24 protein-coding genes are annotated in these 26,501 nt (G+C 63.7%); 13 read left to right on the forward strand and 11 right to left on the reverse strand.

The annotated features are described in order from the left end of the window. Window positions 1-46: 46 nt before the first annotated feature. Window positions 47-577, reverse strand: a complete 531-nt coding sequence (locus NLM33_RS06690; protein WP_254095318.1) for a DedA family protein — start codon at window positions 575-577, stop codon at window positions 47-49. 274 nt (window positions 578-851) lie between these two features. On the opposite strand from NLM33_RS06690, the gene parE reads away from it, so the two are divergent. The 7 genes from parE (at window position 852) to NLM33_RS06725 (ending at window position 8,529) form a co-directional block, all read left to right on the forward strand. Beyond that, window positions 852-2,897, forward strand: a complete 2,046-nt coding sequence (parE, locus tag NLM33_RS06695) for a DNA topoisomerase IV subunit B (RefSeq protein ID WP_254095319.1) — start codon at window positions 852-854, stop codon at window positions 2,895-2,897. A 505-nt stretch (window positions 2,898-3,402) separates the two neighbouring features. After that, complete coding sequence (locus tag NLM33_RS06700) at window positions 3,403-4,227, forward strand: outer membrane protein (RefSeq protein WP_254095320.1); 825 nt, start codon at window positions 3,403-3,405, stop codon at window positions 4,225-4,227. Between the two features lie 248 nt (window positions 4,228-4,475). Continuing rightward, window positions 4,476-5,249 carry an outer membrane protein gene (locus tag NLM33_RS06705; RefSeq protein ID WP_254095321.1) on the forward strand — a complete coding sequence of 258 codons (774 nt, stop codon included), beginning with the start codon at window positions 4,476-4,478 and terminating at the stop codon, window positions 5,247-5,249. Between the two features lie 241 nt (window positions 5,250-5,490). Further along, window positions 5,491-6,261: an outer membrane protein gene (locus NLM33_RS06710; RefSeq protein ID WP_254095322.1), complete on the forward strand. Its 771-nt coding sequence runs from the start codon at window positions 5,491-5,493 to the stop codon at window positions 6,259-6,261. Between the two features lie 243 nt (window positions 6,262-6,504). Then, window positions 6,505-7,305: an outer membrane protein gene (locus NLM33_RS06715; RefSeq protein ID WP_254095323.1), complete on the forward strand. Its 801-nt coding sequence runs from the start codon at window positions 6,505-6,507 to the stop codon at window positions 7,303-7,305. A 235-nt stretch (window positions 7,306-7,540) separates the two neighbouring features. Continuing rightward, window positions 7,541-7,726 carry a hypothetical protein gene (locus tag NLM33_RS06720; RefSeq protein ID WP_254095324.1) on the forward strand — a complete coding sequence of 62 codons (186 nt, stop codon included), beginning with the start codon at window positions 7,541-7,543 and terminating at the stop codon, window positions 7,724-7,726. Window positions 7,727-7,758: 32 nt separating this feature from the next. Then, a complete protein-coding gene (locus NLM33_RS06725) occupies window positions 7,759-8,529 on the forward strand; it encodes an SDR family NAD(P)-dependent oxidoreductase (protein ID WP_254095325.1) in 771 nt (256 codons plus the stop codon). Between the two features lie 102 nt (window positions 8,530-8,631). Here NLM33_RS06725 and NLM33_RS06730 read toward each other — a convergent pair whose 3' ends face one another. From NLM33_RS06730 to NLM33_RS06740, 3 genes are all read right to left on the reverse strand, one after another. Then, entirely contained in the window at window positions 8,632-9,402 is a 771-nt protein-coding gene (locus tag NLM33_RS06730) for an outer membrane protein (RefSeq protein WP_254095326.1), read from the reverse strand. 184 nt (window positions 9,403-9,586) lie between these two features. After that, window positions 9,587-10,846, reverse strand: a complete 1,260-nt coding sequence (locus NLM33_RS06735) for an FAD-dependent oxidoreductase (protein WP_254095327.1) — start codon at window positions 10,844-10,846, stop codon at window positions 9,587-9,589. A gap of 38 nt (window positions 10,847-10,884) precedes the next feature. After that, complete coding sequence (locus tag NLM33_RS06740) at window positions 10,885-11,796, reverse strand: LysR family transcriptional regulator (protein ID WP_254095328.1); 912 nt, start codon at window positions 11,794-11,796, stop codon at window positions 10,885-10,887. A 102-nt stretch (window positions 11,797-11,898) separates the two neighbouring features. Between NLM33_RS06740 and NLM33_RS06745 the strand changes: the two genes are divergently transcribed. The 3 genes from NLM33_RS06745 to NLM33_RS06755 all read left to right on the forward strand — a co-directional run bounded on the left by NLM33_RS06745 (window position 11,899) and on the right by NLM33_RS06755 (window position 15,748). Continuing rightward, window positions 11,899-13,239, forward strand: coding sequence for an MFS transporter (locus NLM33_RS06745; RefSeq protein WP_254095329.1), 1,341 nt, complete (start codon window positions 11,899-11,901; stop codon window positions 13,237-13,239). A 51-nt stretch (window positions 13,240-13,290) separates the two neighbouring features. Then, window positions 13,291-14,790 carry a M81 family metallopeptidase gene (locus NLM33_RS06750; protein ID WP_254095330.1) on the forward strand — a complete coding sequence of 500 codons (1,500 nt, stop codon included), beginning with the start codon at window positions 13,291-13,293 and terminating at the stop codon, window positions 14,788-14,790. A 70-nt stretch (window positions 14,791-14,860) separates the two neighbouring features. Next, a complete protein-coding gene (locus tag NLM33_RS06755) occupies window positions 14,861-15,748 on the forward strand; it encodes a carbon-nitrogen hydrolase family protein (protein ID WP_254095331.1) in 888 nt (295 codons plus the stop codon). Between the two features lie 75 nt (window positions 15,749-15,823). On the opposite strand, the gene NLM33_RS06760 is transcribed toward NLM33_RS06755, so the two are convergent. Beyond that, window positions 15,824-17,344, reverse strand: a complete 1,521-nt coding sequence (locus NLM33_RS06760; protein WP_254095332.1) for a caspase family protein — start codon at window positions 17,342-17,344, stop codon at window positions 15,824-15,826. Window positions 17,345-17,540: 196 nt separating this feature from the next. Here NLM33_RS06760 and NLM33_RS06765 point away from each other — a divergent pair, with 196 nt between their 5' ends. The 3 genes from NLM33_RS06765 (at window position 17,541) to NLM33_RS06775 (ending at window position 21,642) form a co-directional block, all read left to right on the forward strand. Next, on the forward strand, window positions 17,541-18,503 hold the full coding sequence (locus NLM33_RS06765) for a helix-turn-helix domain-containing protein (protein ID WP_254095333.1): 963 nt from the start codon (window positions 17,541-17,543) through the stop codon (window positions 18,501-18,503). A gap of 314 nt (window positions 18,504-18,817) precedes the next feature. Next, window positions 18,818-20,344: a DEAD/DEAH box helicase gene (locus tag NLM33_RS06770; protein ID WP_254095334.1), complete on the forward strand. Its 1,527-nt coding sequence runs from the start codon at window positions 18,818-18,820 to the stop codon at window positions 20,342-20,344. A 230-nt stretch (window positions 20,345-20,574) separates the two neighbouring features. Beyond that, window positions 20,575-21,642 carry a GGDEF domain-containing protein gene (locus tag NLM33_RS06775; RefSeq protein WP_254095335.1) on the forward strand — a complete coding sequence of 356 codons (1,068 nt, stop codon included), beginning with the start codon at window positions 20,575-20,577 and terminating at the stop codon, window positions 21,640-21,642. A 66-nt stretch (window positions 21,643-21,708) separates the two neighbouring features. Here the strand turns inward: NLM33_RS06775 and NLM33_RS06780 are convergent, their stop codons facing one another. The 6 genes from NLM33_RS06780 to sufC all read right to left on the reverse strand — a co-directional run bounded on the left by NLM33_RS06780 (window position 21,709) and on the right by sufC (window position 26,480). After that, window positions 21,709-22,176: a TfoX/Sxy family protein gene (locus NLM33_RS06780; protein WP_254095336.1), complete on the reverse strand. Its 468-nt coding sequence runs from the start codon at window positions 22,174-22,176 to the stop codon at window positions 21,709-21,711. 159 nt (window positions 22,177-22,335) lie between these two features. After that, the gene (locus NLM33_RS06785) at window positions 22,336-22,743 is read right to left on the reverse strand and encodes an iron-sulfur cluster assembly accessory protein (RefSeq protein ID WP_254095337.1); all 408 of its coding nucleotides are present in this window, start codon (window positions 22,741-22,743) and stop codon (window positions 22,336-22,338) included. Window positions 22,744-22,796: 53 nt separating this feature from the next. Beyond that, window positions 22,797-23,168 (reverse strand): SUF system Fe-S cluster assembly protein, encoded by a 372-nt coding sequence (locus tag NLM33_RS06790; protein WP_254095338.1) that lies wholly within the window; start codon window positions 23,166-23,168, stop codon window positions 22,797-22,799. Further along, window positions 23,165-24,412 (reverse strand): cysteine desulfurase, encoded by a 1,248-nt coding sequence (locus tag NLM33_RS06795; protein WP_254095339.1) that lies wholly within the window; start codon window positions 24,410-24,412, stop codon window positions 23,165-23,167. Before NLM33_RS06795 ends, NLM33_RS06790 begins: the two co-directional genes overlap by 4 nt. Beyond that, entirely contained in the window at window positions 24,409-25,716 is a 1,308-nt protein-coding gene (gene sufD, locus NLM33_RS06800; RefSeq protein ID WP_254095340.1) for a Fe-S cluster assembly protein SufD, read from the reverse strand. Before sufD ends, NLM33_RS06795 begins: the two co-directional genes overlap by 4 nt. Before the next feature lie 11 nt (window positions 25,717-25,727). Then, the gene (gene sufC, locus NLM33_RS06805) at window positions 25,728-26,480 is read right to left on the reverse strand and encodes a Fe-S cluster assembly ATPase SufC (protein ID WP_254095341.1); all 753 of its coding nucleotides are present in this window, start codon (window positions 26,478-26,480) and stop codon (window positions 25,728-25,730) included. Window positions 26,481-26,501 lie beyond the last annotated feature (21 nt).

Genomic DNA, 26,501 nt, shown 5'->3' on the forward strand with positions numbered 1-26,501 from the left:
GCGCGGCTATAAGGCCAAGCGGCTCCGGCGTCAAGATTTGACACCGTCACACCAGGCGCCAGATCCATTCCATGATCCGCGCCATCACATCGCCGAACAACAGCAGCGCCGCCGCCCAGACCAGCGCCGAGATGAAGTTGGCGGCTTGAAAGCTCCAATACGGCATTTCGAAAATGCCGGCGGCAAGCGGCACGGAAGCGCGCAAGGGGCCGAAGAAGCGGCCGATGAAGATGCTGGGCACGCCCCAGCTTTTCACAAAGGCTTCGCCGCGCGGCAGGATGTCCGGATAGCGCGACAACGGCCACATCTGCGCGACGTGCTCCTTGTAGCGGAAGCCGAACCAGTAGGAGACCCAGTCGCCGAGGGCGGCCCCGATCGCGCCCGCAATCCAGACCGGATAGAAGCTGATGCCGCTCACCCCGATGAGAGCGCCGATCGCAACCAGCGCGCCCCAGGCCGGGATCAGTAGCGAGATGAAAGCAAGCGATTCACCGAACGCCAGAAGGAACACGATCGGTGCCGCCCAGACCTGGTGAACGCGCACGAAGTCGGCCAGTGCGTGCGCAAACTGCTCCATACCCAAAAATGCCTTCCCCGCCCCGCCGCGTGTCCATGATCGTGAAAAGGACTGGTAAGCCAACGCCTTGCGTGACATCAAGTCACAAAGACCGGCTCCGTACGGGCCACGATGTCAAATTGCCGGGAACAAGGGGCCATGCGGCCTAAAATCGCCGGGATTGGCTCGCAACGACGCCAGCGACCGGACCGACGGTCACTTTTTCAGGCCAGCCGTGGCATAGTCGGCCTAACCGATTCGCCGCCTCCGCGGCCCTCAAAACGCATCAAAACATATGTCCAAGCAATTGAAAACCAAAGCAAAAGACGATCTGTTCGGCGGCGATGAACCAAAACCCCGCGCGCCCACCAAGGCGGCTTCGCGCGCGAGCGGAGGAGAAGCCGACTACACGGCGGCCGACATCGAGGTCCTCGAAGGTCTGGAACCGGTCCGGCGCCGTCCCGGCATGTATATCGGCGGCACCGACGAGAAGGCGCTGCATCACCTTTTCGCCGAGGTCATCGACAACTCGATGGACGAGGCGCTTGCCGGGCACGCGACCTTCATCGAGGTCGACCTGAGCGCTGACGGTTTTCTCACGGTCACCGACAACGGTCGCGGCATCCCGATCGACCCACATCCAAAATTCCCGAAGAAGTCGGCGCTCGAAGTCATCATGTGCACGCTGCATTCGGGCGGCAAGTTCGACTCCAAGGTCTACGAGACCTCCGGCGGTCTGCATGGCGTCGGCATCTCCGTCGTCAACGCCCTCTCCTCGCGTCTCGAGGTCGAGGTTGCGCGCAGCCAAAAACTCTATCGCATGACGTTCGAGCGCGGGCACCCGAAGGGCAAGCTCGAGGATCTCGGCAAGATCAACAACCGCCGCGGCACGCGCGTGCGGTTCAAACCGGACACCGACATCTTCGGCGCCAAGGCGGTGTTCAAGCCGCAGCGTCTTTTCAAGATGACGCGCTCGAAGGCGTATCTGTTCGGCGGCGTCGAGATCCGCTGGAATTGCGCGCCCGAACTCTTGAAGGGCGTCGAGGACGTGCCGGCGGAAGCGACGTTCCACTTCCCTGGCGGGTTGAAGGATTATCTCGCCGCCGCGATCCACGCCGACACGCTGGTGCATCCCGACATCTTCTCCGGAAAGTCGGGCCGCAACGGCGCGCATGGCGCCTGCGAATGGGCTGTGGCGTGGACTGCGGACGCCGACGGCTTCCTGTCCTCCTACACCAACACCGTGCCGACGCCCGATGGCGGCACCCACGAATCCGGCTTGCGCAGCGCGCTGCTGCGCGGCCTGAAGGACCACGCCGAGCGCGTCGGCCAGGGCAAGCGCGCGGCATCCGTCACCTCGGAAGACGTGATGGTGGGCGCGGCCGTGATGCTCTCGGTGTTCGTGCGCGAGCCGGAATTCCAGGGCCAGACCAAGGATCGTCTCGCCACTGCCGAAGCGCAGCGCATCGTCGAGCAGGCGATGAAGGATCCGTTCGACCACTGGCTCTCCGGCAATCCGAACCAGGCCAACAGGCTGCTCGACTTCGTGATCGATCGCGCCGAGGAGCGCCTGCGCCGCCGCCAGGAAAAGGAAACTGCGCGCAAGACCGCCGGCAAGAAGCTGCGTCTGCCCGGCAAGCTCGCCGACTGCACCGACGCCGGAACGGAAGGCTCCGAGCTCTTCATCGTCGAGGGCGACTCGGCCGGCGGCAGTGCCAAGCAGGCGCGCGACCGCAAGACCCAGGCCGTGCTGCCGCTGCGCGGCAAGATCCTCAACGTCGCCTCTGCCGGCAAGGACAAGCTGACGGCGAACGCCCAGCTTTCCGATCTCGTGCAGGCGATCGGCTCCGGCACGCTCGCGCAATATCGCGAAGAGGATCTGCGCTATCAGCGCATCATCATCATGACCGACGCCGACGTCGACGGCGCCCACATCGCTTCGCTGCTGATCACCTTCTTCTACCGGCAGATGCCGCGGCTGATCGACGAGGGCCACCTCTTCCTGGCCGTGCCGCCGCTCTACAAGCTGACGCACGGTTCCAAATCGGTTTACGCCCGCGACGACGCGCACAAAGCGGCGCTGCTCAAGAGCGAGTTCAACGCCAACGCCAAGGTCGAGGTGAACCGCTTCAAAGGCCTGGGCGAGATGATGCCGGCGCAGCTCAAGGAAACCACCATGGACCCGGCGCGGCGGACGCTCCTCAAGGTGGTCCTGCTTGCCGACGACCGCGACACCACGGCCGATTCGGTGGAGCGCCTCATGGGCACCAAGGCCGAGGCACGGTTTGCCTTCATCTCGGACAAGGCCGAATTCGCCAGCGAGGACCTGCTGGACGTCTAGCTAGCTGCTAGCTCGAGGCTGAATCTAGGAGAAGAGCCCCGGCGTTGTCCGGGGCTTTTCGCGTTATGCGCCCCCCCCGGGAAGCGTAGGCTTGGTCTGGACTATTCCTCGAGCTGCGCCCCCGCAGGTCCTTCTTGCGGACGACCGCAACACCGCCACCGATTCGGTCCAATGGGCACCAAGGCGAGGCACGCTTCGCGTTCATTTCGGACAAGGCCGAGTTCGCAAGTGAGGACCTTCCGACGCCCAGAGCATGATCTCCGACGCCACGAGCACGGCGCGAGAAGCCTAGTCGCGCGAAATCCGGAATTCTTTTTAACGCATTATTATAAAAGAAGAATTCAGCAATCTACACGCCACAATCCGCTCCGTTATTCAGTATAAGTACTGATCGTTTTTCGGACATTGTGTCTGCGCAGCAACAGCTTTTCGGCTGGAAATGACTATAGTTGCGGCATCGGATGGATTTTGTGGCTCGCGCCGCCAAGCCTTGGGGATTTTTACAATGAAGAAGTTTTTGCTGACTCTGACCGTGATGGCGGCGATGACCGGAACGGCTTCGGCCGCCGACCTTGCGGCAAAGCCCTACACCAAGGCTCCTCCGCCTCCTGTTCCGGTTGCCAACTGGACCGGCTGCTACATCGCCGGCAGTGTTGGTTACGGCCTCTACGACAACGAAACGAATAGCCGCTTCAGGGACCCCGTCACCGGTACGGACTTTGTTGCTGGCGCGAACGTGGACGTGGCCGGGAAAGGCTGGCTGGCCGGGGGCGGCGGCGGCTGTGACTATCAGTTCGGGTTCGGCGGGGGAGGCGGGATCTTCGGCACGGGTCAGTTCGTGATCGGCGTCTTGGCTGATTACTATTGGTCCGACATGAGGGGTAATCGCCCCAGTATCCTTTCCCCCTTCTTTTCCGCGCAGGAGAAGGTGGACTCTCAGTGGGCTGTAGGCGGCCGCATCGGCTGGCTTGTGAATCCGAACACCCTCACCTACTTCTCCGGCGGCTACACTGAAGCCCACCTGACTGGCACTGGTAACTTCTTCACCCCAATAAACAACACCTTCCTTGGTACCGCGATTCCGGGCCGCACCCTCCAGGGTTGGTTCCTTGGCGGCGGTGTCGAGTATCAGAGCGGTTGGATTCCGAACCTCACCTGGAAGACCGAGTATCGCGTCTCCGAGTATAACCGGACCGATCGCTTCGAACGTGCTATCGCGACTGGCCTGTCCACCAATTTCTTCAGCAGTGACAGGCTCATCACTCAGACCGTCATGACCTCGCTGGTCTATCGCTTCAACTGGGGCGGCCCGGTCGTCGCGAAGTACTGATCTGAAATTCGACATCGACTTCAAAAGCCCCGGGATCGCCCGGGGCTTTTTCGTTTTTGGGGCGATCGCTCCGCCCCTGGCGCCCTCATGGCGACGCTCCAGTCCGTGGATCGTCGTGATAAGACAGAATATCTGTCGCAACTGTGCCTCCCCGGCAACAGCATTTTGGATGGAACCGGCTATAAGCAGCATATCAGTTGAATCGTTTCCGGCGCGCTCGCGTCTGGCAGCTAGGGGTGGACTTCGAAATGAAGAAGTTTGTGATGGCTTTCACGGCGATCGCGGCGATGACGGGTGCGGCTTCCGCGGCTGACCTGGCTGCGCGGCCCTACACCAAGGCCCCGGTGGTTGCGGCTCCGGTCACCAACTGGACGGGCTGCTATCTCGGCGCTGGCGGCGGCGGCGCGATGACCAACAACGACTATAACGATTTTAACTCGGTTACAGGTTTGGCGGTTACCGCCAACCAGACGGGTGGTGCGCGCGGCTGGTTCGGCACCGTTCAGGGCGGCTGCGACTACCAGTTCCAGAACTGGGTGGTTGGCGCTTTCGCCGACTATGACTTCATGGACGTGCACGGTGATCACACGACTTTGGGCGCTCTTGTGGGCCAGCAAAAGCAAGACTGGCAGTGGGCCGTTGGCGCTCGCGTCGGTTATCTGGTTCTGCCGCAGTTGCTGACTTACGTCTCGGGCGGCTACACGCAGGCTCACTGGAAGGGCACGGACTATGCGCTCCTGTTCGCGCCCGGCGCCCCGCTGGCCTCAAGTCCCGGCTTCACGAAGGGCGGCTGGTTCATTGGTACGGGTGACGAATACGCTCTGACGAGCTTCCTGCCCGGCCTGTTCTGGAAGACTGAGTATCGCTACTCGGAATTCGACCGCGCCAACGTGTCGATCAACGACTTTGCGACCGGACTTTCGCTCGGCTTCAATCAGACCGAGAAGTTCCGCGAGCACAGCGTGCGCAGCGAGCTGGTCTACCGCTTCAACTGGGGTGGCCCGGTCGTCGCCAAGTACTGATCTAAATTCGATTTTGACTTCAAAAGCCCCGGCGTTGCCGGGGCTTTTTCGTTTTGGCGGCGTTGTCGCCGGACCTCTCACCGTGGAGCAACGCGCAAGGCTGTGTCCTCCCCGCAGCTGCGGATTGTTTCCCGGCATTGTGTCTCCGCAGCAACAGCTTTTCGAGGGGAACTGTCTATAAGCTCAGGCATCGGTTGATCGGAATCGGTGCGCTCGCGCCTGTTGGACTGGGGATTTGAATATGAAAAAGATTGTACTCGCTCTGACGGCGGTCGTGGCGATGACGGGTGCGGCTTCCGCGGCTGACCTGGCTGCGCGGCCCTACACCAAGGCTCCGGTGGTTGCTGCCCCGGTTCCGAGCTGGACCGGCTGCTATCTCGGCGCCGGCGGCGGCGCCGCGATGACCAACAACGACTACAACGACTTCGTGACCACCACGGGTGCTCCGTTCAACCCTAACACCACGGGCGGCGCGCGCGGTTGGTTCGGCACGGTGCAGGGCGGTTGCGACTACCAGTTCGGCAACTGGGTCGCCGGCGCTTTCGCAGATTACGACTTCATGGACGTGCACGGTGACCACAGCACTCTTGGCGCGGCTTTTGGTCAGCAGAAGCAAGACTGGCAGTGGGCCGTCGGCGGCCGCGTCGGCTACTTGGTCCTGCCGCAGTTGCTGACCTACGTCTCGGGCGGCTACACGCAGGGCCATTGGAAGGGTACGGACTACAGCGTATTGGGCGTCGTCGGTCCGCAGGTTTCGACTTCTGGCTTCACGAAGGGCGGCTGGTTCATCGGCACTGGCGACGAGTACGCCTTGACCAGCTTCCTCCCCGGCCTGTTCTGGAAGACCGAGTACCGCTACTCGGAATTCGATCGCGCGAACACCGACATTACCGTGTTCGGGACTGGGGCTGCGTCGGGCCTCAGTCAGACCCAGAAGCTCCGCGAGCACAGCGTGCGCAGCGAGCTGGTCTACCGCTTCAACTGGGGTGGCCCGCTCGTCGCCAAGTACTGATCCGATCGCGATACGAGAGTCTCAAAAGCCCCGGCATCGCCCGGGGCTTTTTCGTTGTGACACGACCTCGTCAGGACACCCACGCCATGACGCCCGAAGCAAAACCCGTCGTGTCAGGCCGTGGACTCGCGTTGCGGTTGTGTCGGAACAGCAACAGTTTTCTCTGGGGAACTCGCTATAAGCATCCTATCGGCTGAATCGTTCCGGGGCACTCACGCTCCCTTCTAAGGGCTGGAATTCGAAATGAAGAAGTTTGTGCTTGCTTTCACGGCGATCGTGGCAGCGACGGGCGCAGCCTCGGCGGCTGACCTGGGCGCGCGTACGTACACCAAGGCTCCGGTGGCTGTTGCTCCGGCCGTCAACTGGACCGGCTGCTACGTCGGCGCCGGCGGCGGCGGCGCGATGACCAACAACGATCACAATGAAACCTACGACGCCACGACCTTCGCACTGATTAGCAACAATTCAAATAAAACGGCCGACGCGCGCGGCTGGTTCGGCACCGTACAGGGTGGCTGCGACTATCAATTCGCGGGCACCAACTGGCTGGTCGGCGGCTTCGCGGACTACGACTTCATGGATGTGAAGGGCGACCTCGGCATCGACGGCACCGTAGTTACCCTCTCGACTGGCAGCCAGAAGCAGGATCAGCAGTGGGCCGTCGGCCTCCGCGTCGGCTATCTGGTTCTCCCGCAATTGCTGACCTACGTGTCGGGCGGCTACACGCAGGCGCATTGGAAGAGCACGGCCCTAACCTCACTTGGCTTCCCGGGCGGAACGGCAACTCTTGGCGGAGCAACCAAAGGTGGCTGGTTCATCGGTACGGGTGACGAATATGCTCTGACGAGCTTCCTGCCCGGTCTGTTCTGGAAGACCGAGTACCGCTACTCCGAGTTCGATCGCGCCAATGTCACCATCGACTATACCGGGTACGGCGGCCCGGCCACCGGCTTCGGCGAGAGCCAGAAATTCCGCGAGCACAGCGTGCGCAGCGAGCTGGTCTACCGTTTCAACTGGGCCGGCCCGGTGGTCGCGAAGTACTGATCCGAACTCGATATGAGATCTCAAAAGCCCCGGCATCGCCCGGGGCTTTTTGCGTCGTGGCTCAACGGTCGATTCGCGTTCAGCGACCGACGGGGCTTGCCTCTCCTCGCTACTCCGCCCAGCCGGCGGCCATTGTCTCCGCGCCGAAGCTCCGGCTAGTCTGGTCCCAAGGTTTTCGCGACCGCCGGCATCGTCGATGCTGCGGCGCGACAGAAACAGACCGGTGGGAGAACGCATGCGCAGATTTCTGCTGACCGCAGGCCTGTTGGCGACCGCCCTGGGCCTGATCTGGATCGGACAGGGCACGGGCACGTTTCCCTGGCCGCGGTCGAGCTTCATGGTCAACCAGCTGCAATGGGCCGGCTATGGCGCGGCCATGGCCGGGTTCGGGCTGGTCCTGATCTGGGAAAGCAGCCAGTAGAAGAAAACCAAAAAAGAAAAGGACATCACAGCATGACATCCAGCCGGTTCGATCTCCGCGGCAAGGTCGCGATCGTCACGGGAGGCAATGGCGGCATCGGGCTCGGCATGGCCCGCGGGCTTGCCGATGCCGGGGCCGACATCGCCGTGGTCGGTCGCAACGAAGCGAAATCAAAAGCGGCGGTCGACGACCTCCGTCAGCGCGGCGTCAAGGCGATCGCGGTCGCGACCGACGTCACCGACAAGGCGGCCGTCGAGGCCATGGTTGCGCGTGTCGCAAAGGAGCTCGGCCGCATCGACATCCTCGTCAACAATGCCGGCATGAGCATCCGCAAGCCGCCGCACGAGCTCGAGCTCGAGGAGTGGAGCAAGGTGATCGACACCAACCTCACCAGCGCCTTCGTGTGCTCGAAGGCTGCCTACCCCGCCCTGAAGGCGTCAGGCCGCGGCAAGGTGATCAATATCGGCTCGATGATGTCGATCTTCGGCGCGAGCTTCGCGCCGGCCTATGCGGCGAGCAAGGGCGGCATCGTGCAGTTCACACGCGCCTGCGCCAACGCCTGGGCGGCGGACAACATCCAGGTCAACGCCATCCTGCCGGGCTGGATCGACACCGATCTCACGCGCGGCGCACGCCAGCAGGTGACCGGGCTGCACGATCGCGTGCTCGCTCGCACGCCTGCGGGACGCTGGGGCCATATCGACGATTTCGCAGGCATCGCGGTGTTCCTGGCATCGCCCGGATCCGACTTCGTCACGGGCACTGCGATCCCCGTCGATGGCGGCTTCTCGGTCATGGCGTGAGATCGCGACACGCAGCAAAAAAGCCCCGGCCAAGGCCGGGGCTTTGCATCAAAGGGTCGATCAAGCCGGGGCTTTTCGCTTCATGACCGAAGCGATTGAGTCTCAGTAGCGCGCGATGACCGGCGAGTCGAACTTGTAGCTCGCACGCACCACCGCCCACTGAATGTCGCGCGGCTTGGCATCGAAGGTGTAATTGCCCGAGATGCCGCCGAGCTGATAGGTCTGGCTGACGAAGGCGGCGTAGTTGTATTCGAGGCCGACGATCCAGTTGCGCGTGATGCCGTATTCCCAGCCGGCGCCGACGGTCCAGCCATTGGCCCAGTGGGTCTGACCGCCCGAGCCTGTGGCAACTCCGACCGTGTCGGTGACCGAAAGACGGTTGTTCACGCCGGCGTAGCCACCCTTGATGTAGAACAGGTTGTTCTGCACGGCGTAACCGGCGCGGCCGACCACCGTCGCCAGCACGTTCGCGCGCCAATTGAACACGTCGTCACCCGCACCGAACGCGGTGTTCACGACGGTGCCCTTGTTATTGAGCCCGGAGATCGTGCCTTCGAGGCCGAACACGTAGTTGCTGGCCTGCCAGTTATAGCCGATCTGAGCGCCGCCCATGAGGCCCGAACCGCGCTGACGATAGCCCTCGCCCGGAACCAAATCGCCGAACGGCGCGCCGGTCCCGTTGTTGATGAACTGCTCGTTGGTCCAGGCGCCGCCGATGTGGCCGCCGACGTAGAAACCGGTCCAGTTGAAGAGCGGCTCGATATAGGCCGGCGCCTTCGTGTAGGGCCGCGCGGCGAGATCGGCGGCGGAAACGTTACCGGCTGCGACGAGCGCGCTGGTGCAGGTGAAGGCGGCAATCAACTTGGAACGCATGGTACAACCCCTTGTCCTCGGATGGGGCGCACGCTCACAGACAGTTCTTACTAAAATTGGAATCAACGACGTTAAGCGGCAGGATTAGCTTTCGCGCGCTTCGAATCCGATTTCGCTGTTGCACACGCGCAACGCGCACGATGCGGCTTAACGCGCTGTTATCCCTACCGAACCGTTCACGCAATCACGCTACGCGCGCGACCGGCGAATGCACATGCTCGGGCCGTACGCCGAGTGCGATGAAGCGCGCGGGAATCTTCTGGAGCCACGGCAGCGCCGTGACCAGGCGCACGATCAGCGGAACCTTCACGGGCTGATTGCCGGGCCTGAGTGCACCGCTGATGATGTTGTTCTGCACGACGACCTGCATCGCCTGCGTCATCTTCACCGGAAACGCACGCCGCTCCCGCACGGCGTCGAGTTCGGCTTCGGACGGGCAGCCGTTCCGGATCTTGTCGGCAAGCAGATTGGCGGTCGCAACCGCGTCCTGGACCGCGAGATTGACGCCAACGCCGCCGACCGGCGACATCGCATGCGCGGCGTCGCCGATGCAGAGCAGGCCCGGCCGCGTCCAGCGGCTCAGGCGGTTGATCACGACGGTGAGAAGCTTGACGTCGTCCCAGCTCTTCACGTCGGAGATGCCGGATGAAAGGATCGGCGCCATGCGAACGACGTCGTCGAGCAGCGCCGGCAAGCCCCTCGCCTTCACTGCGTCATACTGCCCCTTGGCGATGACATAGGCGCATTGCCAGTACTCGCCGCGATCGAAGGTGATCATCATCTTCCCCGGTTCGACCCGTGCGAACACGTTCTCGGTTTCGTTCGTCCGCCGTGCGGCGCGAAACCACAACACGTCCATCGGCGCGCCGATCTCTTCGACCGCAAGGCCCGCGCGCTGGCGCACCATCGAATGACGGCCGTCGCAGGCGATGGTCAGATCCGCCTCGATGTCGATCGGCCCCTCCGGCGTCGTCGCGCGCACGCCGGCGATCGCCTCACCGCGCCGGATCACGTCGGTTGCCTCCGTGCTCATCATCACCTTGAGCGAGGGAAAGCGCCGACCGCTCTCGCGCAAGAAATTCAAGAAGTCCCATTGCGGCATGAAGGCGATGAACGGGTATTTGGTGTCGAGCCGGCGGAGATCGGCGATGCGCACCGGCGTGCCGCCGAACATGCCGTCGAGCGTCTGCAAGCGCTGATGCGGCAGCCTCAGGAAACCGTCGATCAGGCCGAGCTCGTCCATCACCTGCAGCGTCGAGGGATGCACCGTGTCGCCGCGAAAATCGCGGAAGAAATCCGCGTGCTTCTCCAGCACCACGACATCGATGCCGGCGCGCGCCAGGAGATAACCGAGCATCATCCCGGCCGGCCCGCCGCCGACGATGCAGCAGCGAGCTTTCAGGGAACGAGATGCGGCGGGCGGTTCCGGCGCGTTAGCGTTCATGATCCGGTCCTCGGCGGCGGTTCGATCCGCAACAATGATTATAGCGCGGACTCGGCAACAAGATGCCGAGTCACGAGATCGAGAAACTCACCTGCCAGCGGCGAGATGTTCAAAGACCGGTGGCGAATGACGCCGACGGTCCGCTTGATCTCGGGAGCAGAGATGGGAACTGCCCGGATATTGGAGCCGAGATTTGTCGGGAGGGCCATTGCCGGCAAGATGGCGCAGCCGACGCCCGCTTCGAGGAGTTCGAGGATGCAGGAGACGTGCTCGACTTCGTAAAACCACCGTAGCTTCAGGGCCGCATTTCCGAGCAAGACCTCGAGCAGTAGCCTGTTGCCGCTGTCGCGTCCCCCAATCATGAGCCGAACCTTTGGCATCGCCTGTAGCTCTTGCAGCGCGATCTCCTGGCGAGCGACCAGCGCGTCGTCCTTATGCACGGCCAGGACGAAGCGGTCTGCCAGCAACGGTACGAATGTTAGGTCGGGGTCGGGCCCCGGGTCCACGCCGACCCCGAATTCGGCCAGCCCGGACAAGACCTGGCGAACGACAAAGTCCTGGTTACCGTCGAAGACCTGCACGCCGACGTTCGGATGCCGCTCGGTGAACGTCCTCAGCAGGGGCGGAAAGGTCTGGCAGACCACGGTCGGAATGCTGGCCACCCGAATCTTGCCGAAACGCCTTTCGGCGACCTCGCGGATCGAATCGAGCATCCCGTTCAGGTTGTTGATCTGCTGGCGAGCCATCGGAAGGAAGTGGCGTCCAGCTCCGGTGAGGACCACCGACCTGGTGGTGCGGCTGAACAGTTCGACGCCCAGCGTTTGCTCCAGCTTCTGGATCCGGCGCGACAGGCCGGGCTGGGTCAGATGAAGCTTCTCGGCTGCACGTTGGAAATTCAGCAGCTCTGCCGCGATCACGAAGGCTTCGAGTTCAGCGTTCTCGACTTTCATGCGGAAGTCTCATCAGTCGCAAGCGAACCCGCATTGGACCTCGAAGTCGGCGGTTTCTACGATCCTGGGGATTAGCCAGAACGAAGGGAACAGGTAGCATCGATGCCCACCCAGCAGCAACTCGCGTCGCCCGTGCCGATCGCCACCACTGCATCACCCCGCGTGGCCGAGGCGGACACGACCTATCGGAAGATCGTGCTTCGCATCATGCCGCTCATCCTCGTCTGCTACTTCTTTGGCTACCTGGATCGGGTGAACGTCGGCTTTGCCAAGCTCGGCATGGTCAACGATTTGCGTCTGAGCGAGGCCGCCTATGGCCTCGGTGCAGGCCTGTTCTTTATCGGCTATCTCCTGCTTCAGGTGCCCGCCGGCTACCTGGTTCAGCTCTACGGCCCGAGGAAGTGCATCGCAGCGTCGATGATCTCATGGGGGCTCGTCTCCATGGCCACGTTGCTGACGCGGGACGAAGCCAGCTTCTACGTGCTTCGGTTCTTGCTCGGGATCACGGAGGCAGCCTTCTTCCCCGCCGTGATCGCCTTCTTCAGTGTCTGGTTTCCCTCATTCAGGCTCAGCAAGGTGATGTCCTTGCTCTTCCTCGCCCTGCCCCTCGGCGTGATCCTCGGCGGTCCCTTGTCCGGATGGATCATGGACGTCACCCACGGCGGCTACGGCCTGAAGGGCTGGCAATGGATGTTCCTGCTCGAAGGACTCCCTGCGATCCTGCTCGGGCTGGTCTCGATCAGGGCGATCGTCGAGCGGCCGGACGATGCTGCATGGTTGATGCCCGACGAGAAGGCCCTGGTGCAGCGAGAGCTCGCTCAAGAATCAAGGGACAAGCAAACGAGCTTGTGGCCGGCGTTGCGTGAGCCGACGCTGTGGATTTTGTTCGCGACGTCGTTTCTCTATAACCTCGGCAATTACGGCCTCGTTTTCTGGATGCCAAGCATGATCAAGTCGATCGGCGGGCTGACGAACTTCCAGATCGGCGTCGTGACCGCACTGCCCTACCTGATCGCCGCCTGCGCCATGCTGCTCAATTCGATCCACTCGGTGAAGACCGGCGAGAGACTCTGGCATACCGCAGCACCGCTGATCGTTGGCGGCGCCGCCTTGGTGGCGAGTGTGACGACGCGAGACGCGCCGGCGCTCTCCCTGTTGTGCCTGACCATCGGCATCTCCGGCATCCAATGCACGCTGGCCATGTTCTGGAGCCTGCCTTCACGCGTGCTTGCTGGTACGGCAGCGGCCAGCGGGGCTGGACTGGTCAATATCGGCGCGGCCAGCGCGGGCTTCGCCGGTCCAGCCGTCCTGGGCGTCCTAGGCCAACTGACGGGCAGCATGACGGCCGGCGTCTCGCTGCTGGCGTTTGCGCTGTTCGCCGCGGCCGCGCTGATCTTTGCGATTCCGCGGCACCTGATGGCCCGGCATGTCGTCTCGGCCTAGGGAAGCGCTATGGTCCACGAGTCTCCAATCCCATCCGGCCCCAGGCACGGCATGCACAAGCCATTTCGGATCGCTATCGCCGGATTCCATATTGAGTCCGTGAGTTTCCTGCCGGCCGTCTCGACCTGGGATGATTTCGAGCAGGTGGCGCTGCGCGGGGATCGCATCGTCGAAGAGCTCCGAGGCACAAACACCGTGATGGGCGGCTTCATCGAGGTCTGCGAACAGGCAAGCGTGGCGTTAGCTCCACTCGTCCACACGGCCCTCGGCGCCGTGGGTCCGGCCAGCGATGAGGCCGTCAGACGCTATGCGGACGAGATGGCATCGGGCGTCCGCGCCTTGTCGGACCTGGATGGCGTGCTGCTCTTCCTCCACGGGGCGTGCTGGACGGCTTCCTATCCGGACCCCGAGCGCTTCATCATCGACACGGTGCGTGCCGCCCTGGGGCAGGACAAGCCCTTGATCGTCGCGTTGGACTATCATGGCAATATCGATGCAACCACGCTGCAAAACGCGACCGCGGCGTTCGCCTATCGAAAATCGCCGCATACGGATACCGGGGACACGGGACGCCGTGCCGCCATCTGCATGCTCCGCACACTGCGTGGAGAGATTTCGCCAACATGGGCGATCGCCAAGCCGGGCGTGCTCGTCCCATCGATCTTCAGCGCGACTGCGCTGCGCCCCTTGGCGGATCTCATCGCGGAAGGCCAGCGCATCGAAGGTGACAGCCAGCGCTACACCGACATTTCGCTGATGGCCGGCTTTTCCTATGCAGACGCGCACAATGCCGGCTTTTCGGTGCTGTGCGTCACCGACGGCGACCCCACGCGCGCCCAGGCGATCGCAGACCATCTTTCGGAACGGGTCTGGAGCCAACGGCACGCACTATCCCGGCCCTTCGAAATCTACACCGCAGAGTCGGCAGTCTCCCGGGCGTGCACAGGCCTGACGACGCGCAAGACGCAGGGGCGCCCCTACGTCCTGGTCGAGCACGCAGACCGAATGAACGACTCCACGTACCTGCTGGGGGAGCTGCTGAGGCGCGGTGTCGCGCGGGCTGCCGTGCCATTTCTCTGGGATGCGGCCGCAGCGCAGAAGGCGTTCGAGGCGGGTGTTGGTGCGTTGGTGAAGTTAAGGCTTGGCGGCCACAGTTCCGAGAAGGCGGGGCCGACGCTGGACATCACCGCACGCGTGCAGTGGGCAGGCCTAAAATCGTACCGGGTAACGGGCTCCTACATGCATGGCATGCCTGTCGATCTGGGAATGACGGCATTGCTTGACGTCGATGGCGTGTCGGTGAGCGTCGTCAGCGCCTTTGCATTCGCGGTCGACGGCGATGCATTCGGAGTGTTCGGGTTGCGTCCGGAAGACTTCGACATCATCGTGCTTCGTTCAAAGACGCATTTCCGTGCCTTCTATGAGGAGGTAGCGGAGGAGATTCTGATCGTGGACACGCCGGACCATGGTGTCGCAGATCTGCGGCTCCTGCCTTACGAGCGGCTGGATACGCATCGCGTATTTCCGCTGGCTCCTGAAAGCGCCCATTGATGTCGACTCAACACGAGCAGAGCGCGACAGGCGCGGATCGCCGGGCCCGCGACAGGAGAACGGACAAGCGATGACCAGCAAGGTAAACGTGAGCTTGATCCAATTTGACGTCCAAGTGCTGGAGCCGGCGTCGAATCTCGAGCGAATGCAGGCCGTGATACGATCGGAGGCAAAGGCAGGCGCGCAGTTGATCGTATTCCCTGAGTTGGCGAACACGGGATACGTGGAGCCGCTGACGCCCGGCGCCCCTTTCAGCCCGGAATCCGGCGGAGCCGAACAATATGCCTTCCGATTATTCCAGGCCGCCGAACCCGAGAACGGACCCTTCATCACGTCGCTGTGCGACCTCGCCCGTGAGCACAGCCTCCATGTTGTCGCCGGGCTTGCCCTCCGTCACCCGGTGCAGCAGGGTGTGATGTATAACGCATCGGTCCTGATCGGCCCTCACGGCGTGCTCGGCACCTACTCCAAGATTCATCGCTGGCATCTGGAAAAGCTATACTTCGTCGCCGGCGAGAGCATCTCGGTGCAGCAGACGATGTTGGGGCCGATTGGCATGCAGATTTGCTATGACATCCGGTTTCCGGAATTGACGCGAGCACTGATGCTGCAAGGCGCGCAGATCGTCACGAATATTTGGGCATCGTTCCGCCCACAAGACAAACCCCTGGAAGATGAGCAGATATTCACGCACCGCGCCTACACGCGCGCGACCGAGAATGGCGTCTTCTTCCTTAGTTGCAACCGCGCCGGCACGCAGGGCAATTGCGCCTTTATGGGCCGTAGCGTCATCGTTGCGCCGGACGGCAAGATTCTCGCGCAGTCTACCTCGGAGGACGAGGACATCGTACGCGCGGAAATCGACATTGATGACGTTGCTCGCTATCGAAGCTATGTCGGGCTCGCGACAGACAGACGCGCGGATATCTACTCGCGGTACCTGACAGCGCCCATCTGAAAACTCACCGCATGGCTCAACGGTGCGGCAGAGCATGGGCTGCCCGAAGACAGCATGATCGCTCAATCGAGCCGCTCAATTGTTGCTGCGGTTCGCGGTCCTGAAACTCTTGATCTCCGAGACGCTGCCGTCGCGATAGGTCAGCTCCACCGAAACGACCTGCGTCGCCGGCGCGAGCTTCATGTAGAGCGGCATGCCGGCGGAGATCGCGGTGGGGTCGCGCATGTCGCAAGCAGGCATCTTCAGCACCTGGTTGGGAACCGCGGTGTCGATGCCGATGCGGACCTCGCGGATGGCGCAGCGGTAGGACACGAGGTGCGTGTAATAAACGAGCAGCCCGTTGAACTCGCGGAACGACAGCCAGCTCGTCGCGGTCATGTCGAGGATCTTGCGCTGGTCGCGGAGCAGCGCCGCCTCGGGTTCGAACTTGATCGGGAACGGACCCTGCATGTCGCCGGAGGCATCGACGTAGCGGACCTCGATGGTGCCGGCCTGCGCGTCCGGCGGCAGCTCGATCGACGGGTTCGGCAGTCGCTTGCGGGTGCGCGGGTCGAGCGTGTCGATGAAGCCGGTCTCGCGGAAGTCGCCGTTGCCCGCCATCCGCCAGGAAATGCCGAGGGTGGGATCTGCGAAGGAGAACGTAACGGTCCAGCCGCCGTTGTGGCGCGAGAAGCTCGCGATCGGCGCGTTGGTGGCCTCCTCCCTCGCCACGCGCGGCACCGAAACCGGCGGCAGCGCCGCGACCTTCTGCGGCGGATCGGCCGGCCGCGCCGCGGCGTCGGCAGCGGCCTTTGCGGCGCCGGTCAAGAAGACGTCGTCGACCATCTGATCGAAATAGACCGGCACCTGCTTGTGCTTGACGGTGTCGGCCATCTCGCTGACGAGCCGCCGCGTATGCTGCGCCACCTGCACGAGGTTCTCGCCAGGCTGCAACAGCTCCTTGGCGAAGGTGCGCGTGAACACCGAATTGGGATTGGCATCATCGTTCGACAAACGATCGAGCGCGGTCTGGCGCGGGCCGGCGGAGAACACCGAGAACACGCCTTCGGGCAATTGCATCATCGGCGCGAGTCCGCCGCCGCCGGCGACCGCACGCGTGCCGGTCCGCTCGAACGGATTGTTGCGGCAGGCGTCGAATACCAGGATCGAGGTGCGCGCCTTCTTGTTCTGGAGCCGCTCGATGATGCGGTCGGCGAGGATCGAGGAATCGCGCACCAGCTCTTCCTGGCCTTCGGTCGCCGCCGGCACGTCGGTTGGCAGCAGATAGTTCTGGCCGGCGATCTCGAAACCGTGGCCGGCATAGAAGAAGAACGCGGTGTCGCCGGGCTCGATCGCCCTGTCGAAGGCAAGCAGCGTCTCGGTGAACTGCTGGCGGCTCTGGTTCTCGGCCACCATCACGGAGAAGCCGAGCTGCTTCAGCGTATCGCCCATGGTGCGGGCGTCGTTGACGGCCTTGAGTAGCTTCGGAACGTTCCTGTAGTCGTTATTGCCGATCACGAGCGCGACGCGCTTTTCGGCATGCGCGGGGGCGGCGAGCGCCGTCAGACTGGCGGCGATGCCAAGGGCCGCCAAAACCGAGAGAAGCCTGCGCGTCATCGAAAAATCCCCGTTTGCAGGAAGAATTGCCCTAGGCGTTCCTGCGGCCGCTGATGTCATAGTCGGCCGAGCCATGGCAGGGGTTCAAGAGGGCGAGGCAAGCGCCCAGCGGGATGCCCCCGCGCGATCTGTCCTATGGCCGGTTCGAGCGGAATCTGCTCTTGCTTAGGCCGCATTACCCACCCGAGGGACTTCCGTGTATCGCTGGTGTACCGACGAGGTCGAGCCGCAGGACCGCTTCGACTATTGGCGGGAGGTACGCGCCAAGGGGCTGTTCGGCGTCACTGCGGAACTCGCGCGGGAGCAGCGCGCGGATTTCTTCGGCGAGTTCTCGCTGCAGCAGGTTGGCGGGGCCGGCCTCGTCGAGCTCAAGGCCTCGCCCTACCAGGTCGAGCGCAGCAAGGCCGACATTGCGGACGCGGCCAGCGACAGCATCTGCGTCTACCAGCAGCTTGGCGGCGGCGGCTGGTTCGGCGGCATGCGCAGCAATGACTTTGCGATCGAAAATGGCAGGTTTGCCACCAGCCATACCGACCTGCCCTATCGCACCGCGCCGCTCGGCGCCGCCGGCTTCCATCTGAGGATCCTGAAGATCCCGGTGGCTGGCATCCCCGCACAGGACAGGCGTGTTCGCGACCTCACGCCAAAGCCGTTCGGCGCCCCTGCGCTGGCGCCCCTGCTCGATGCCGCCTTTGCCGAGCTCGGCGAATTCGCAGGCGAAGAGGAGGCTGCGCACACCAAGCCGCTGGTGGAGGCGCTGGCCTGTCTCGCCTTGATCGAGCGCGGCATCGTCAGGCCCGGGGGCCGCCGCGGACAATACGCGCTCCGGGTCGGCCGCCTCTCGCTGGCGCGCCGCCTGATCGTCCGCCACCTGAACGATCCCCGCTTGTCCCCGGCGATGGTCGCCGACTGGCTCGGGGTGTCCCTGCGCCACCTCCACATGCTGTTCGAAATGGCCGAGAAGAGCTTCTCCCAGACCGTGACCGAGCAGCGCCTGGCGCAAAGCCGCCGCCTCCTGCGCGAGGCGCCGGAGCGGCTGATTGCCGACGTCGCCACCGCCTGCGGTTTCGAGAGCCTTGCGACCTACTACCGGGTCTTCAACGCGGCCTACGGGCTGGCACCGGGCGATTTCCGGGCCCAGGCGGCCGAGAAGCGTTAACCGCCTCCTTGACCTCGGTCCCGGTCGCCCGGCCGGTGACCGGGCGAAAAGCCCAAATTCGCCCGCAATTTGAGCAAAAACGCTAGGCTTTTTAGAGCCTTCCCGCGTCCGCTCCATTGACTTTGGCCGATTCCCCCCTATGTTCCGGGCAACGCGGCTCGGTATCGAAACGCGATTCCTGAGCTTGGCGCTATGTTCGCGCAAACCTCGCGTAAGTCAGCACCCCCAGCTTCTTTGAGAGCGCGCCGTTTCGGGGTGGAGCGCGACAGCCTTATTACCCTCGATTCCGAACGGCGGTTTCGACTAGAGGCTCAATGTCCTTTTCAAATCTCGGACTATCCGAAAAAGTCCTCGCCGCAGTGGCGGCCACCGGTTACACCAACCCCACCCCCATTCAGGAACAGGCGATCCCCCACGTCCTCGCACGCAAGGACGTGCTCGGCATCGCCCAGACCGGCACCGGCAAGACCGCGGCCTTCGTGCTGCCGATGCTCACCATCCTCGAAAAGGGTCGCGCCCGGGCGCGCATGCCGCGCACCCTGATCCTCGAGCCGACCCGCGAGCTCGCCGCCCAGGTCAAGGAGAACTTCGACCGCTACGGCGCCGGCCAGAAGCTCAACGTCGCCCTCCTCATCGGCGGCGTCTCGTTCGGCGACCAGGATGCCAAGCTGATGCGCGGCGTCGACGTGCTGATCGCGACCCCCGGCCGCCTGCTCGACCATACCGAGCGCGGCGGTCTCCTGCTCACCGGCGTCGAGCTGCTCGTCATCGACGAAGCCGACCGCATGCTGGACATGGGCTTCATTCCCGACATCGAGCGCATCTGCAAGCTCGTCCCCTTCACGCGGCAGACACTGTTCTTCACCGCGACCATGCCGCCGGAGATCCGGCGCATCACCGAGGCCTTCCTGCACAATCCGCAGAAGATCGAAGTTTCCAAGCCCGCCACCACCGCCGTGACCGTCACGCAGTCCCAGGTTCCGGCCGGACGCGAGGCGCATGAGAAGCGGGAACTGCTTCGCCGCCTGCTGCGCGAGGCCAAGGATCTCAAGAACGCGATCATCTTCTGCAATCGCAAGCGCGAGGTCGCGATCGTTCACAAATCGCTCCAGAAGCACGGCTTCAGCGTCGGTGCGCTGCACGGCGACATGGACCAGCCGGCCCGCATGGCGGCGCTGGATCAGTTCCGCAAAGGCGAGTTGCCGCTGCTGGTCGCCTCCGACGTCGCCGCCCGCGGGCTCGATATCCCCGAAGTCAGCCACGTCTTCAATTTCGACGTCCCCCATCATCCCGACGATTACGTTCACCGCATCGGCCGTACGGGGCGCGCCGGCCGCACCGGTACCGCGATCTCGATCGTGACGCCGCTCGACCAGAAGTCGATGGCCGCGATCGAAAAGCTAATCGGCCAGAACATTCCGCGCGCCGAAGGCGAGTTCGAGGTCCACAGCGAGTCCGCCGAGCCAACCGAGCGTTCGCGCGAGCCGCGCGGCCGGGAGCGGTCCCGCGGCGGTCGCGGCAAGTCGCGTCGCGGCCATGAGCAGCGCGGTGACGCGCGGCACGCCTCGGACGCAAGGCCAGCAGCGGAAGCGAGGCCAGCACGCGAGCCAAAGCCTTCACGCGAGCCAAAGCCTGCGCGCGAGCCAAAGCCTGCGCGCGAAGCAAGGCACGCCCCCGACCCCCGCAACGGCTCGCGCCAGCAGGCCAATAATTCGCATGTGCCCTCGATCGGCCGGCCCGAGCCGCGCCGTCAGCAGCGCGAGGCCGATAGCGAGCCCGGCGACCATTCGCATCTGCCGGCGTTTCTGCTGCGGCCGGTCCGGTCCCCCGCCGGCGCGTAAAGCGCGCTGCGCTTTAGGCTGTTTGTCTGAGCATGATCCCCGCGCAAACGCGTCCCGCGTTTGTCGCGAGGGAAAACCGCGGCACACCTTGCGCTATCGCGGCCCTTGGGGTCCGGATCATGCTCCAGGAAACGGTCGTTTACCGGCCGTTCAGAATCGTTCTTTAGCTTCAGACCATAATTTAAGTATTGCCGCAGTCGGAGGCGCACCGGCTGCCGTGGGGATGTTCCGTGGTCAAGGTGCTCGATGAACACGAACGCACGATGGCGTTCGCCGAGGTAGCGCTCGGTCAGATCCGATCGCTTAAGCAGACCGCAATTCCCCGCAACTACGAGATCTGGTACGTCTACGCCACCGGCTACAACGCCCCGTTGAACAAGATCATCAACGAGACGCTGGCGCGCAACGGCAAGCTGACCGAAGCCGATCTCGAGCAGATCTACGAGACCTATCTCTCCCACATCAAGACCACCGACCGCATCGACAAGGTCGGCGCGCGCGTCATCGGCGAGATCGACGACGTGATGAAGGTGCTCAGCGACGCGCTCGGCATGTCGGCCTCCTATGACGCGAGCCTGTCGGGCGCCGCCACGCAGCTGTCGACGGCCAAGGACCGTGACCAGATCAAGGCAATCGTCGATACGCTGCTCCATGCGACGCGCGACATGCGCGAGACCAACAAGGCGCTGGAGGACCGGCTGACCTTGTCCACGAACGAGATCAGCAACCTCCAGCAGAGCCTCGAGGCGATCCGCGCCGAGAGCCTCACCGATCCCCTCACCGGCCTTGGCAACCGCAAATATTTCGATCGCATGATCGGCATGGCCGTGCAGAACGCGCTCGCAAGCGGCGAGCCGCTGTCGCTGCTGTTGTTCGACATCGACCACTTCAAGTCGTTCAACGATTCCTACGGCCACCTCACCGGCGACCAGGTGCTGCGGCTCGTCGGCCTGTCTCTGAAGCAGACCATCAAGGGCCAGGACATCACCGCGCGCTATGGCGGCGAGGAGTTCGCGGTGGTGCTGCCCAACACCGCGCTGCGCCAGGCGCTGACGGTCGCCGACCACATCCGCCGCGCGGTGATGGCGAAGGAATTGAAGAAGAAATCGACCGGTGAGATTCTCGGCCGCGTCACGATCTCGGTCGGCGTCTCCATGCTGAAGCCGAGCGACGACACGGACTCCCTGATCGAGCGCGCGGATACCTGCCTCTACGCCGCCAAGCGCAACGGCCGCAACCGCGTGATCTGCGAGGCCGATCCTGAGTATAGCATCGAGAGGCGCGGCCAGGTGGCTTAGGCGTCTGGCGAGCTGCCGTAGGGTGGGCAAAGGCGCGCAGCGCCGTGCCCACCATCTCTCCAATCGCTATCTTGAGCGGTGGGCACGCTTCGCTTTGCCCACCCTACGCACTGCTTTCTTGGCGACTGGCTTCTTAGCGATTGGCTTCTTGGCAGCAGGCTTCTTCGCAGGCTTGGCGGCCTTCTTCGCCACCTTCTTTGGCTTGGGTCGCTTCTTGACCTTGGCGCGCTGGGCGGCGGCGAGCGCGGCCCTCGCCCACTCGGCAAGCTCGTCGGAATCGTCGAACAGGCGCGCGGGCAATTGCCAGTAGGAATTCACCGTCACCGTCTTGGCACGCGTCTGGTACTCGAAGGGCCCCGAGCCCTCGGCCTCATAGCCCGGGATGGTGACTTCATCGGCGCGAAAGAACAGCCCAGCGCGCAAGGCCAACGCGAAATTGGTGCCGTCGGCAGAGATTCCATAGCCGGAAAACATCGGGCGGATGGTGACGGGGCCGAAATCGGCGAACAGGTCGATCAGGAATTCGCGGTCCATGGGCACTCTCGTGCCCCGGACGCAGCGCAGCGTGCAACGATGCGCTGCAGAGCCGGGGCCCAGTCGTTTGCACCGCGGACTATAACGTGGGTCCCGGCTCTGCGCAGCAGCGCAAGCGCGCTGCAGCGCGTCCGGGACAAGAGAACGTAAGGAAAGAAACTACCCCTCAACCTTGGCCGGCCGCAGCTCGACCGACTCGCCGCAGCCACACGCGGAGATCTGGTTGGGGTTGTTGAAGACGAACTGGGCCTGCATCTTGTCGGCCTTGTAGTCCATCTCGGTGCCGAGCAGGAACAGCACGGCCTTGGGATCGACCAGGATCTTGACGCCCTTGTCCTCGACGACCTCGTCGGTCGGGCGGATCTCATGGGCGTATTCGACGGTGTAGGACTGCCCGGCGCAGCCGCCGTTCTTGACGCCGACGCGCAGGCCCACGATCTCCGAGTCCGCACGCTGCGTCAGCTCGGAGATGCGCTGCGCGGCGGCATCCGTCAGCCTCATCACCTGCGGGCGCGGACGCCGGGGCTTGGGAGTGGATGCTGGTGTTGCCTGGGTCATGTCAGTCATGTGGTCCGTTGCGGAGCAAGTTCAATGCCGGATGTGCAAGAGCCTGATTGGTGTCACCACATGTTGAGCACGAGGCGCGCCTCGTCACTCATGCGTTCCGGCGTCCAGGCCGGCTCCCAGACGACCTTGACGTCGACCACGCCGACGCCGGGAACACTGGCAACCGCATTCTCGACCATGGTCGGCAGCTCGCCTGCAGCCGGGCAATTCGGCGTCGTCAGCGTCATCAGGACATCGACGGAGCGGTCGTCCTTGATCTCGACCTTGTAGATCAGGCCGAGCTCGTAGATGTCGGCCGGGATCTCCGGATCGAATACGGTCTTGAGCCCGGCGACGATCTCGTGCGTCAGACGCTCGGTCTCCTCCGGCGGCAGCGCCGACTGCGTTTCCATCGGATTGGCTTTGATTTCGGCCGTGTCACTCATGCGAACAAATCCCGCGCCTTCAAAAGCGCCTGTGCAAGATGGTCGACTTCGTCCCTTGTATTATACATGCCGAAGGATGCCCGGCACGTCGCGGTCACGTTGAACCGCTCTAAAAGCGGCATGACACAATGGGTGCCGGCGCGTACCGCGATGCCCTGGCGGTCGATCACGGTGGCGACGTCGTGGGCATGCGCGCCCTTCAGCTCGAAGGAGATCACCGGGCCCTTGCCGCGGGCGGTGCCGATCAGCCGCAGCGAGTTGATCTCGCGCAGGCGGTCCTGGGCATAGGTGAGGAGATCGTGCTCGTGGGCGGCGATACGCTCCTTGCCGATCGAGTTGACGTAGTCGATGGCCGCGCCAATCCCGACCGCCTCGACGATCGCGGGCGTGCCGGCCTCGAACTTGTGCGGGGGATCGCCATAGGTGACGATGTCGCGGGAGACCTCGCGGATCATCTCGCCGCCGCCATTATAGGGACGCATCGCGACGAGGTGATCGTACTTGGCCCAGAGCACGCCGATGCCGGTCGGCCCGTACACCTTGTGGCCGGTGAAGACGTAGAAGTCGCAGCCGATGTCCTGGACGTCGACCGGCAGATGCACGGCGCCCTGGCTGCCGTCGACCAGCACGGGAATGCCACGCGCATGCGCGATCTTCACCACATCCTTGACCGGCACGATGGTGCCGAGCGCGTTCGACATCTGCGTGATCGCGACCAGCTTGGTCTTCGCGGTCAAGAGCTTCTCGAACTCGTCGATCAGGAAATTGCCTTCATCATCGACCGGCGCCCATTTGATCACCGCGCCGTGGCGTTCCCTCAGGAAATGCCAGGGCACGATGTTGGAGTGGTGCTCCATGATCGAGATGACGATCTCGTCGCCCTCTTTGATGTTGGGCTCGCCCCAGGACGAGGCGACGAGGTTGATCGCCTCCGTCGCGTTGCGAGTGAAAATCACTTCCTCAGGTCGCGGCGCGTTGATGAACTGCGCGACCTTGGCGCGGCCGCCCTCATAGGCTTCCGTCGCGGCATTGGCGAGGTAGTGCAGGCCGCGATGCACATTGGCATATTCGCTCGTATAGGCCTGCGTCATGCGGTCGAGCACGGATTGCGGCTTCTGTGCGGAGGCCGCGTTGTCGAGATAGACCAGCGGCTTGCCGTAGACCTGCATGGCGAGCGCCGGAAAATCCTCGCGCACCCGCGCGACGTCATAAGAACCGTTCAGGACCGCCGGATGCGTGCTCATGACCGCCGCTCCAGCCAGCGCTCGGCAATGCCGATCACGTGCTCACGCAAATCATCATCGGCAATCTGCTCGATCGCCTCACCGACGAAGGCCTGGATCAGCAGCGCCTGGGCGTCCTTCTCGGGCAGCCCACGGGCGCGCAGATAGAACAGCAGGCTGTCATCCAGCGCGCCGGCAGTGGCGCCGTGGCCGCAGGAGACGTCGTCGGCAAAGATCTCGAGCTCGGGCTTGTTGTCGGCCTCGGCCTCGTCCGAGAGCAACAGCGCCCGCGTCATCATCTTGCCGTCGGTCTTCTGCGCGTCGGGACGGACGATGATGCGGCCCTGGAACACCGAATGCGCGCGGTCATCGATCACGGCGCGGAAGATTTCGCGGCTCGTGCAATGGGGCACGGCGTGGTCGACGACCAGCGTCGTGTCGCCATGCTCGGTCTTCTTCAGGAGGTTCACGCCATTGACCGCGAGCTCGCTGCCCTCGCCTGCCAGCGTAATGAAGCCTTGCAGGCGGCTCACGGCGCCGCCGGTCGTCATGTTGAAGAAATTGAGCTTTGTGTTGGCGCCGACCGTGACGATCTCGGAGGTGATGTTCACGGCGTCAGGTGCATCGTCCATCAGGCGGATATGCGCGACATCGGCGCCGTCGCCGACCGTCAGGAGCACGGCGTCGTTGACCTGATAGGCCGCAGCGCCAGCCGCGACAAAGCTCTCGATGATGGTGGCGCGGACGCGATTGCCGATCCGCAACTGCGAGCGGGTGAAGGCTGATGCAGACGCTGCGGTCGCGACGTGGATGATCTGGATCGGAGCGGAAAGCTGCACGCCGTCCGCGATCGACAGCACGACACCGTCGGTCGCCATCGCCGCATTCAGCGAGATCATTGCGTCCGTCGAGACGGTCGCGAGCAAATCGCCGGACTCCTTCTCCAGCGTTTCGCGCAGCGTCTTGACGCTGACCTCGGACGCAAGCGCCTTCACATCCGACAGGTCCGCCGCGAACACGCCGTCGACCAGCACCAGCTTGCGGGCGCCGGCAAACGCATGCGCCTTTACGGCTTCGGCCGCGCGCGACAGCGCCACCGCGTCCGGGGCGGCCGCAAGCGGCAGCACCTCGCCGACGAGCGCGCGCAGGTCGGTGTATTTCCACTCCTCGAGCCGGCGGTGCGGCAGGCCGAGACGCTCATAGGTCTCGAAGGCCTGGCGGCGCACCGCTGTGACCGCGGGCGAACCGGGCAGCCGGCCTTCGGCGCTGGTGAAGAGATCGCTCACCGCGCGGCCGCTCCCGGTCTTGACCAAAGCAACGTTCATCGCAAAATCCCTTACGCCGCGTCCTCGAACTGGGCGTAGCCGGACTCCTCCAGCTCCAGCGCCAGTTGCTTGTCGCCGCTCTTCACGACGCGGCCCTTCGACATGACGTGCACGAAATCCGGCACGATGTAGTTCAGGAGGCGCTGATAGTGGGTGATCACCACCATCGCGCGCTTGGGCGAGCGCAGCGCGTTGACGCCGTCGGCCGCGATCCGCAGCGCGTCGATGTCGAGGCCCGAATCCATCTCGTCGAGGATGCACAGGCTCGGCTCGAATAGCGCCATCTGGAGCACCTCGTTGCGCTTCTTCTCGCCGCCGGAGAAGCCGACATTGACGCCGCGCTTGAGCATGTCCTGCGGGATGTTCAGCGACTTCGAGACCTCGCGGACCTTCCTGAGAAAATCCGGCGTCGAGTATTCTTCCTCGCCGCGCGCCTTGCGCTGCGCGTTCAGCGCGGTGCGCAGGAAGTTCATGGTGGCAACGCCGGGAATCTCGACCGGGTACTGGAACGCCAGGAACACGCCCTTGGCGGCACGCTCTTCCGGATCCATCTCGAGAAGATCCTCGCCCTTGAACAGGATCTGGCCGTCGGTGACCTCATAGCCGGGCTTGCCGGCGATGACGTGGGAGAGCGTCGACTTGCCGGAGCCGTTCGGCCCCATGATCGCGTGCACCTCGCCTTCGTTCACGGTCAGCGTCAGCCCGTGGAGGATCTCACGCTCCTCGACACGAACCTTCAAATCTTTCACTTCAAGCAAAGCCATATTGGTTTCCAGTCTATTCAA

Source organism: Bradyrhizobium sp. CCGUVB1N3 (assembly GCF_024199925.1).
In the GTDB taxonomy this organism is placed as follows: Bacteria; Pseudomonadota; Alphaproteobacteria; order Rhizobiales; family Xanthobacteraceae; genus Bradyrhizobium.

Coding starts and splice junctions, on each gene's coding strand:
- NLM33_RS06690 (WP_254095318.1), bottom strand. CDS start 577: ATGGAGCAGTTTGCGCACGCACTGGCCGACTTCGTGCGCGTTCACCAG.
- parE (WP_254095319.1), top strand. CDS start 852: ATGTCCAAGCAATTGAAAACCAAAGCAAAAGACGATCTGTTCGGCGGC.
- NLM33_RS06700 (WP_254095320.1), top strand. CDS start 3,403: ATGAAGAAGTTTTTGCTGACTCTGACCGTGATGGCGGCGATGACCGGA.
- NLM33_RS06705 (WP_254095321.1), top strand. CDS start 4,476: ATGAAGAAGTTTGTGATGGCTTTCACGGCGATCGCGGCGATGACGGGT.
- NLM33_RS06710 (WP_254095322.1), top strand. CDS start 5,491: ATGAAAAAGATTGTACTCGCTCTGACGGCGGTCGTGGCGATGACGGGT.
- NLM33_RS06715 (WP_254095323.1), top strand. CDS start 6,505: ATGAAGAAGTTTGTGCTTGCTTTCACGGCGATCGTGGCAGCGACGGGC.
- NLM33_RS06720 (WP_254095324.1), top strand. CDS start 7,541: ATGCGCAGATTTCTGCTGACCGCAGGCCTGTTGGCGACCGCCCTGGGC.
- NLM33_RS06725 (WP_254095325.1), top strand. CDS start 7,759: ATGACATCCAGCCGGTTCGATCTCCGCGGCAAGGTCGCGATCGTCACG.
- NLM33_RS06730 (WP_254095326.1), bottom strand. CDS start 9,402: ATGCGTTCCAAGTTGATTGCCGCCTTCACCTGCACCAGCGCGCTCGTC.
- NLM33_RS06735 (WP_254095327.1), bottom strand. CDS start 10,846: ATGAACGCTAACGCGCCGGAACCGCCCGCCGCATCTCGTTCCCTGAAA.
- NLM33_RS06740 (WP_254095328.1), bottom strand. CDS start 11,796: ATGAAAGTCGAGAACGCTGAACTCGAAGCCTTCGTGATCGCGGCAGAG.
- NLM33_RS06745 (WP_254095329.1), top strand. CDS start 11,899: ATGCCCACCCAGCAGCAACTCGCGTCGCCCGTGCCGATCGCCACCACT.
- NLM33_RS06750 (WP_254095330.1), top strand. CDS start 13,291: ATGCACAAGCCATTTCGGATCGCTATCGCCGGATTCCATATTGAGTCC.
- NLM33_RS06755 (WP_254095331.1), top strand. CDS start 14,861: ATGACCAGCAAGGTAAACGTGAGCTTGATCCAATTTGACGTCCAAGTG.
- NLM33_RS06760 (WP_254095332.1), bottom strand. CDS start 17,344: ATGACGCGCAGGCTTCTCTCGGTTTTGGCGGCCCTTGGCATCGCCGCC.
- NLM33_RS06770 (WP_254095334.1), top strand. CDS start 18,818: ATGTCCTTTTCAAATCTCGGACTATCCGAAAAAGTCCTCGCCGCAGTG.
- NLM33_RS06780 (WP_254095336.1), bottom strand. CDS start 22,176: ATGGACCGCGAATTCCTGATCGACCTGTTCGCCGATTTCGGCCCCGTC.
- NLM33_RS06785 (WP_254095337.1), bottom strand. CDS start 22,743: ATGACTGACATGACCCAGGCAACACCAGCATCCACTCCCAAGCCCCGG.
- NLM33_RS06790 (WP_254095338.1), bottom strand. CDS start 23,168: ATGAGTGACACGGCCGAAATCAAAGCCAATCCGATGGAAACGCAGTCG.
- NLM33_RS06795 (WP_254095339.1), bottom strand. CDS start 24,412: ATGAGCACGCATCCGGCGGTCCTGAACGGTTCTTATGACGTCGCGCGG.
- sufD (WP_254095340.1), bottom strand. CDS start 25,716: ATGAACGTTGCTTTGGTCAAGACCGGGAGCGGCCGCGCGGTGAGCGAT.
- sufC (WP_254095341.1), bottom strand. CDS start 26,480: ATGGCTTTGCTTGAAGTGAAAGATTTGAAGGTTCGTGTCGAGGAGCGT.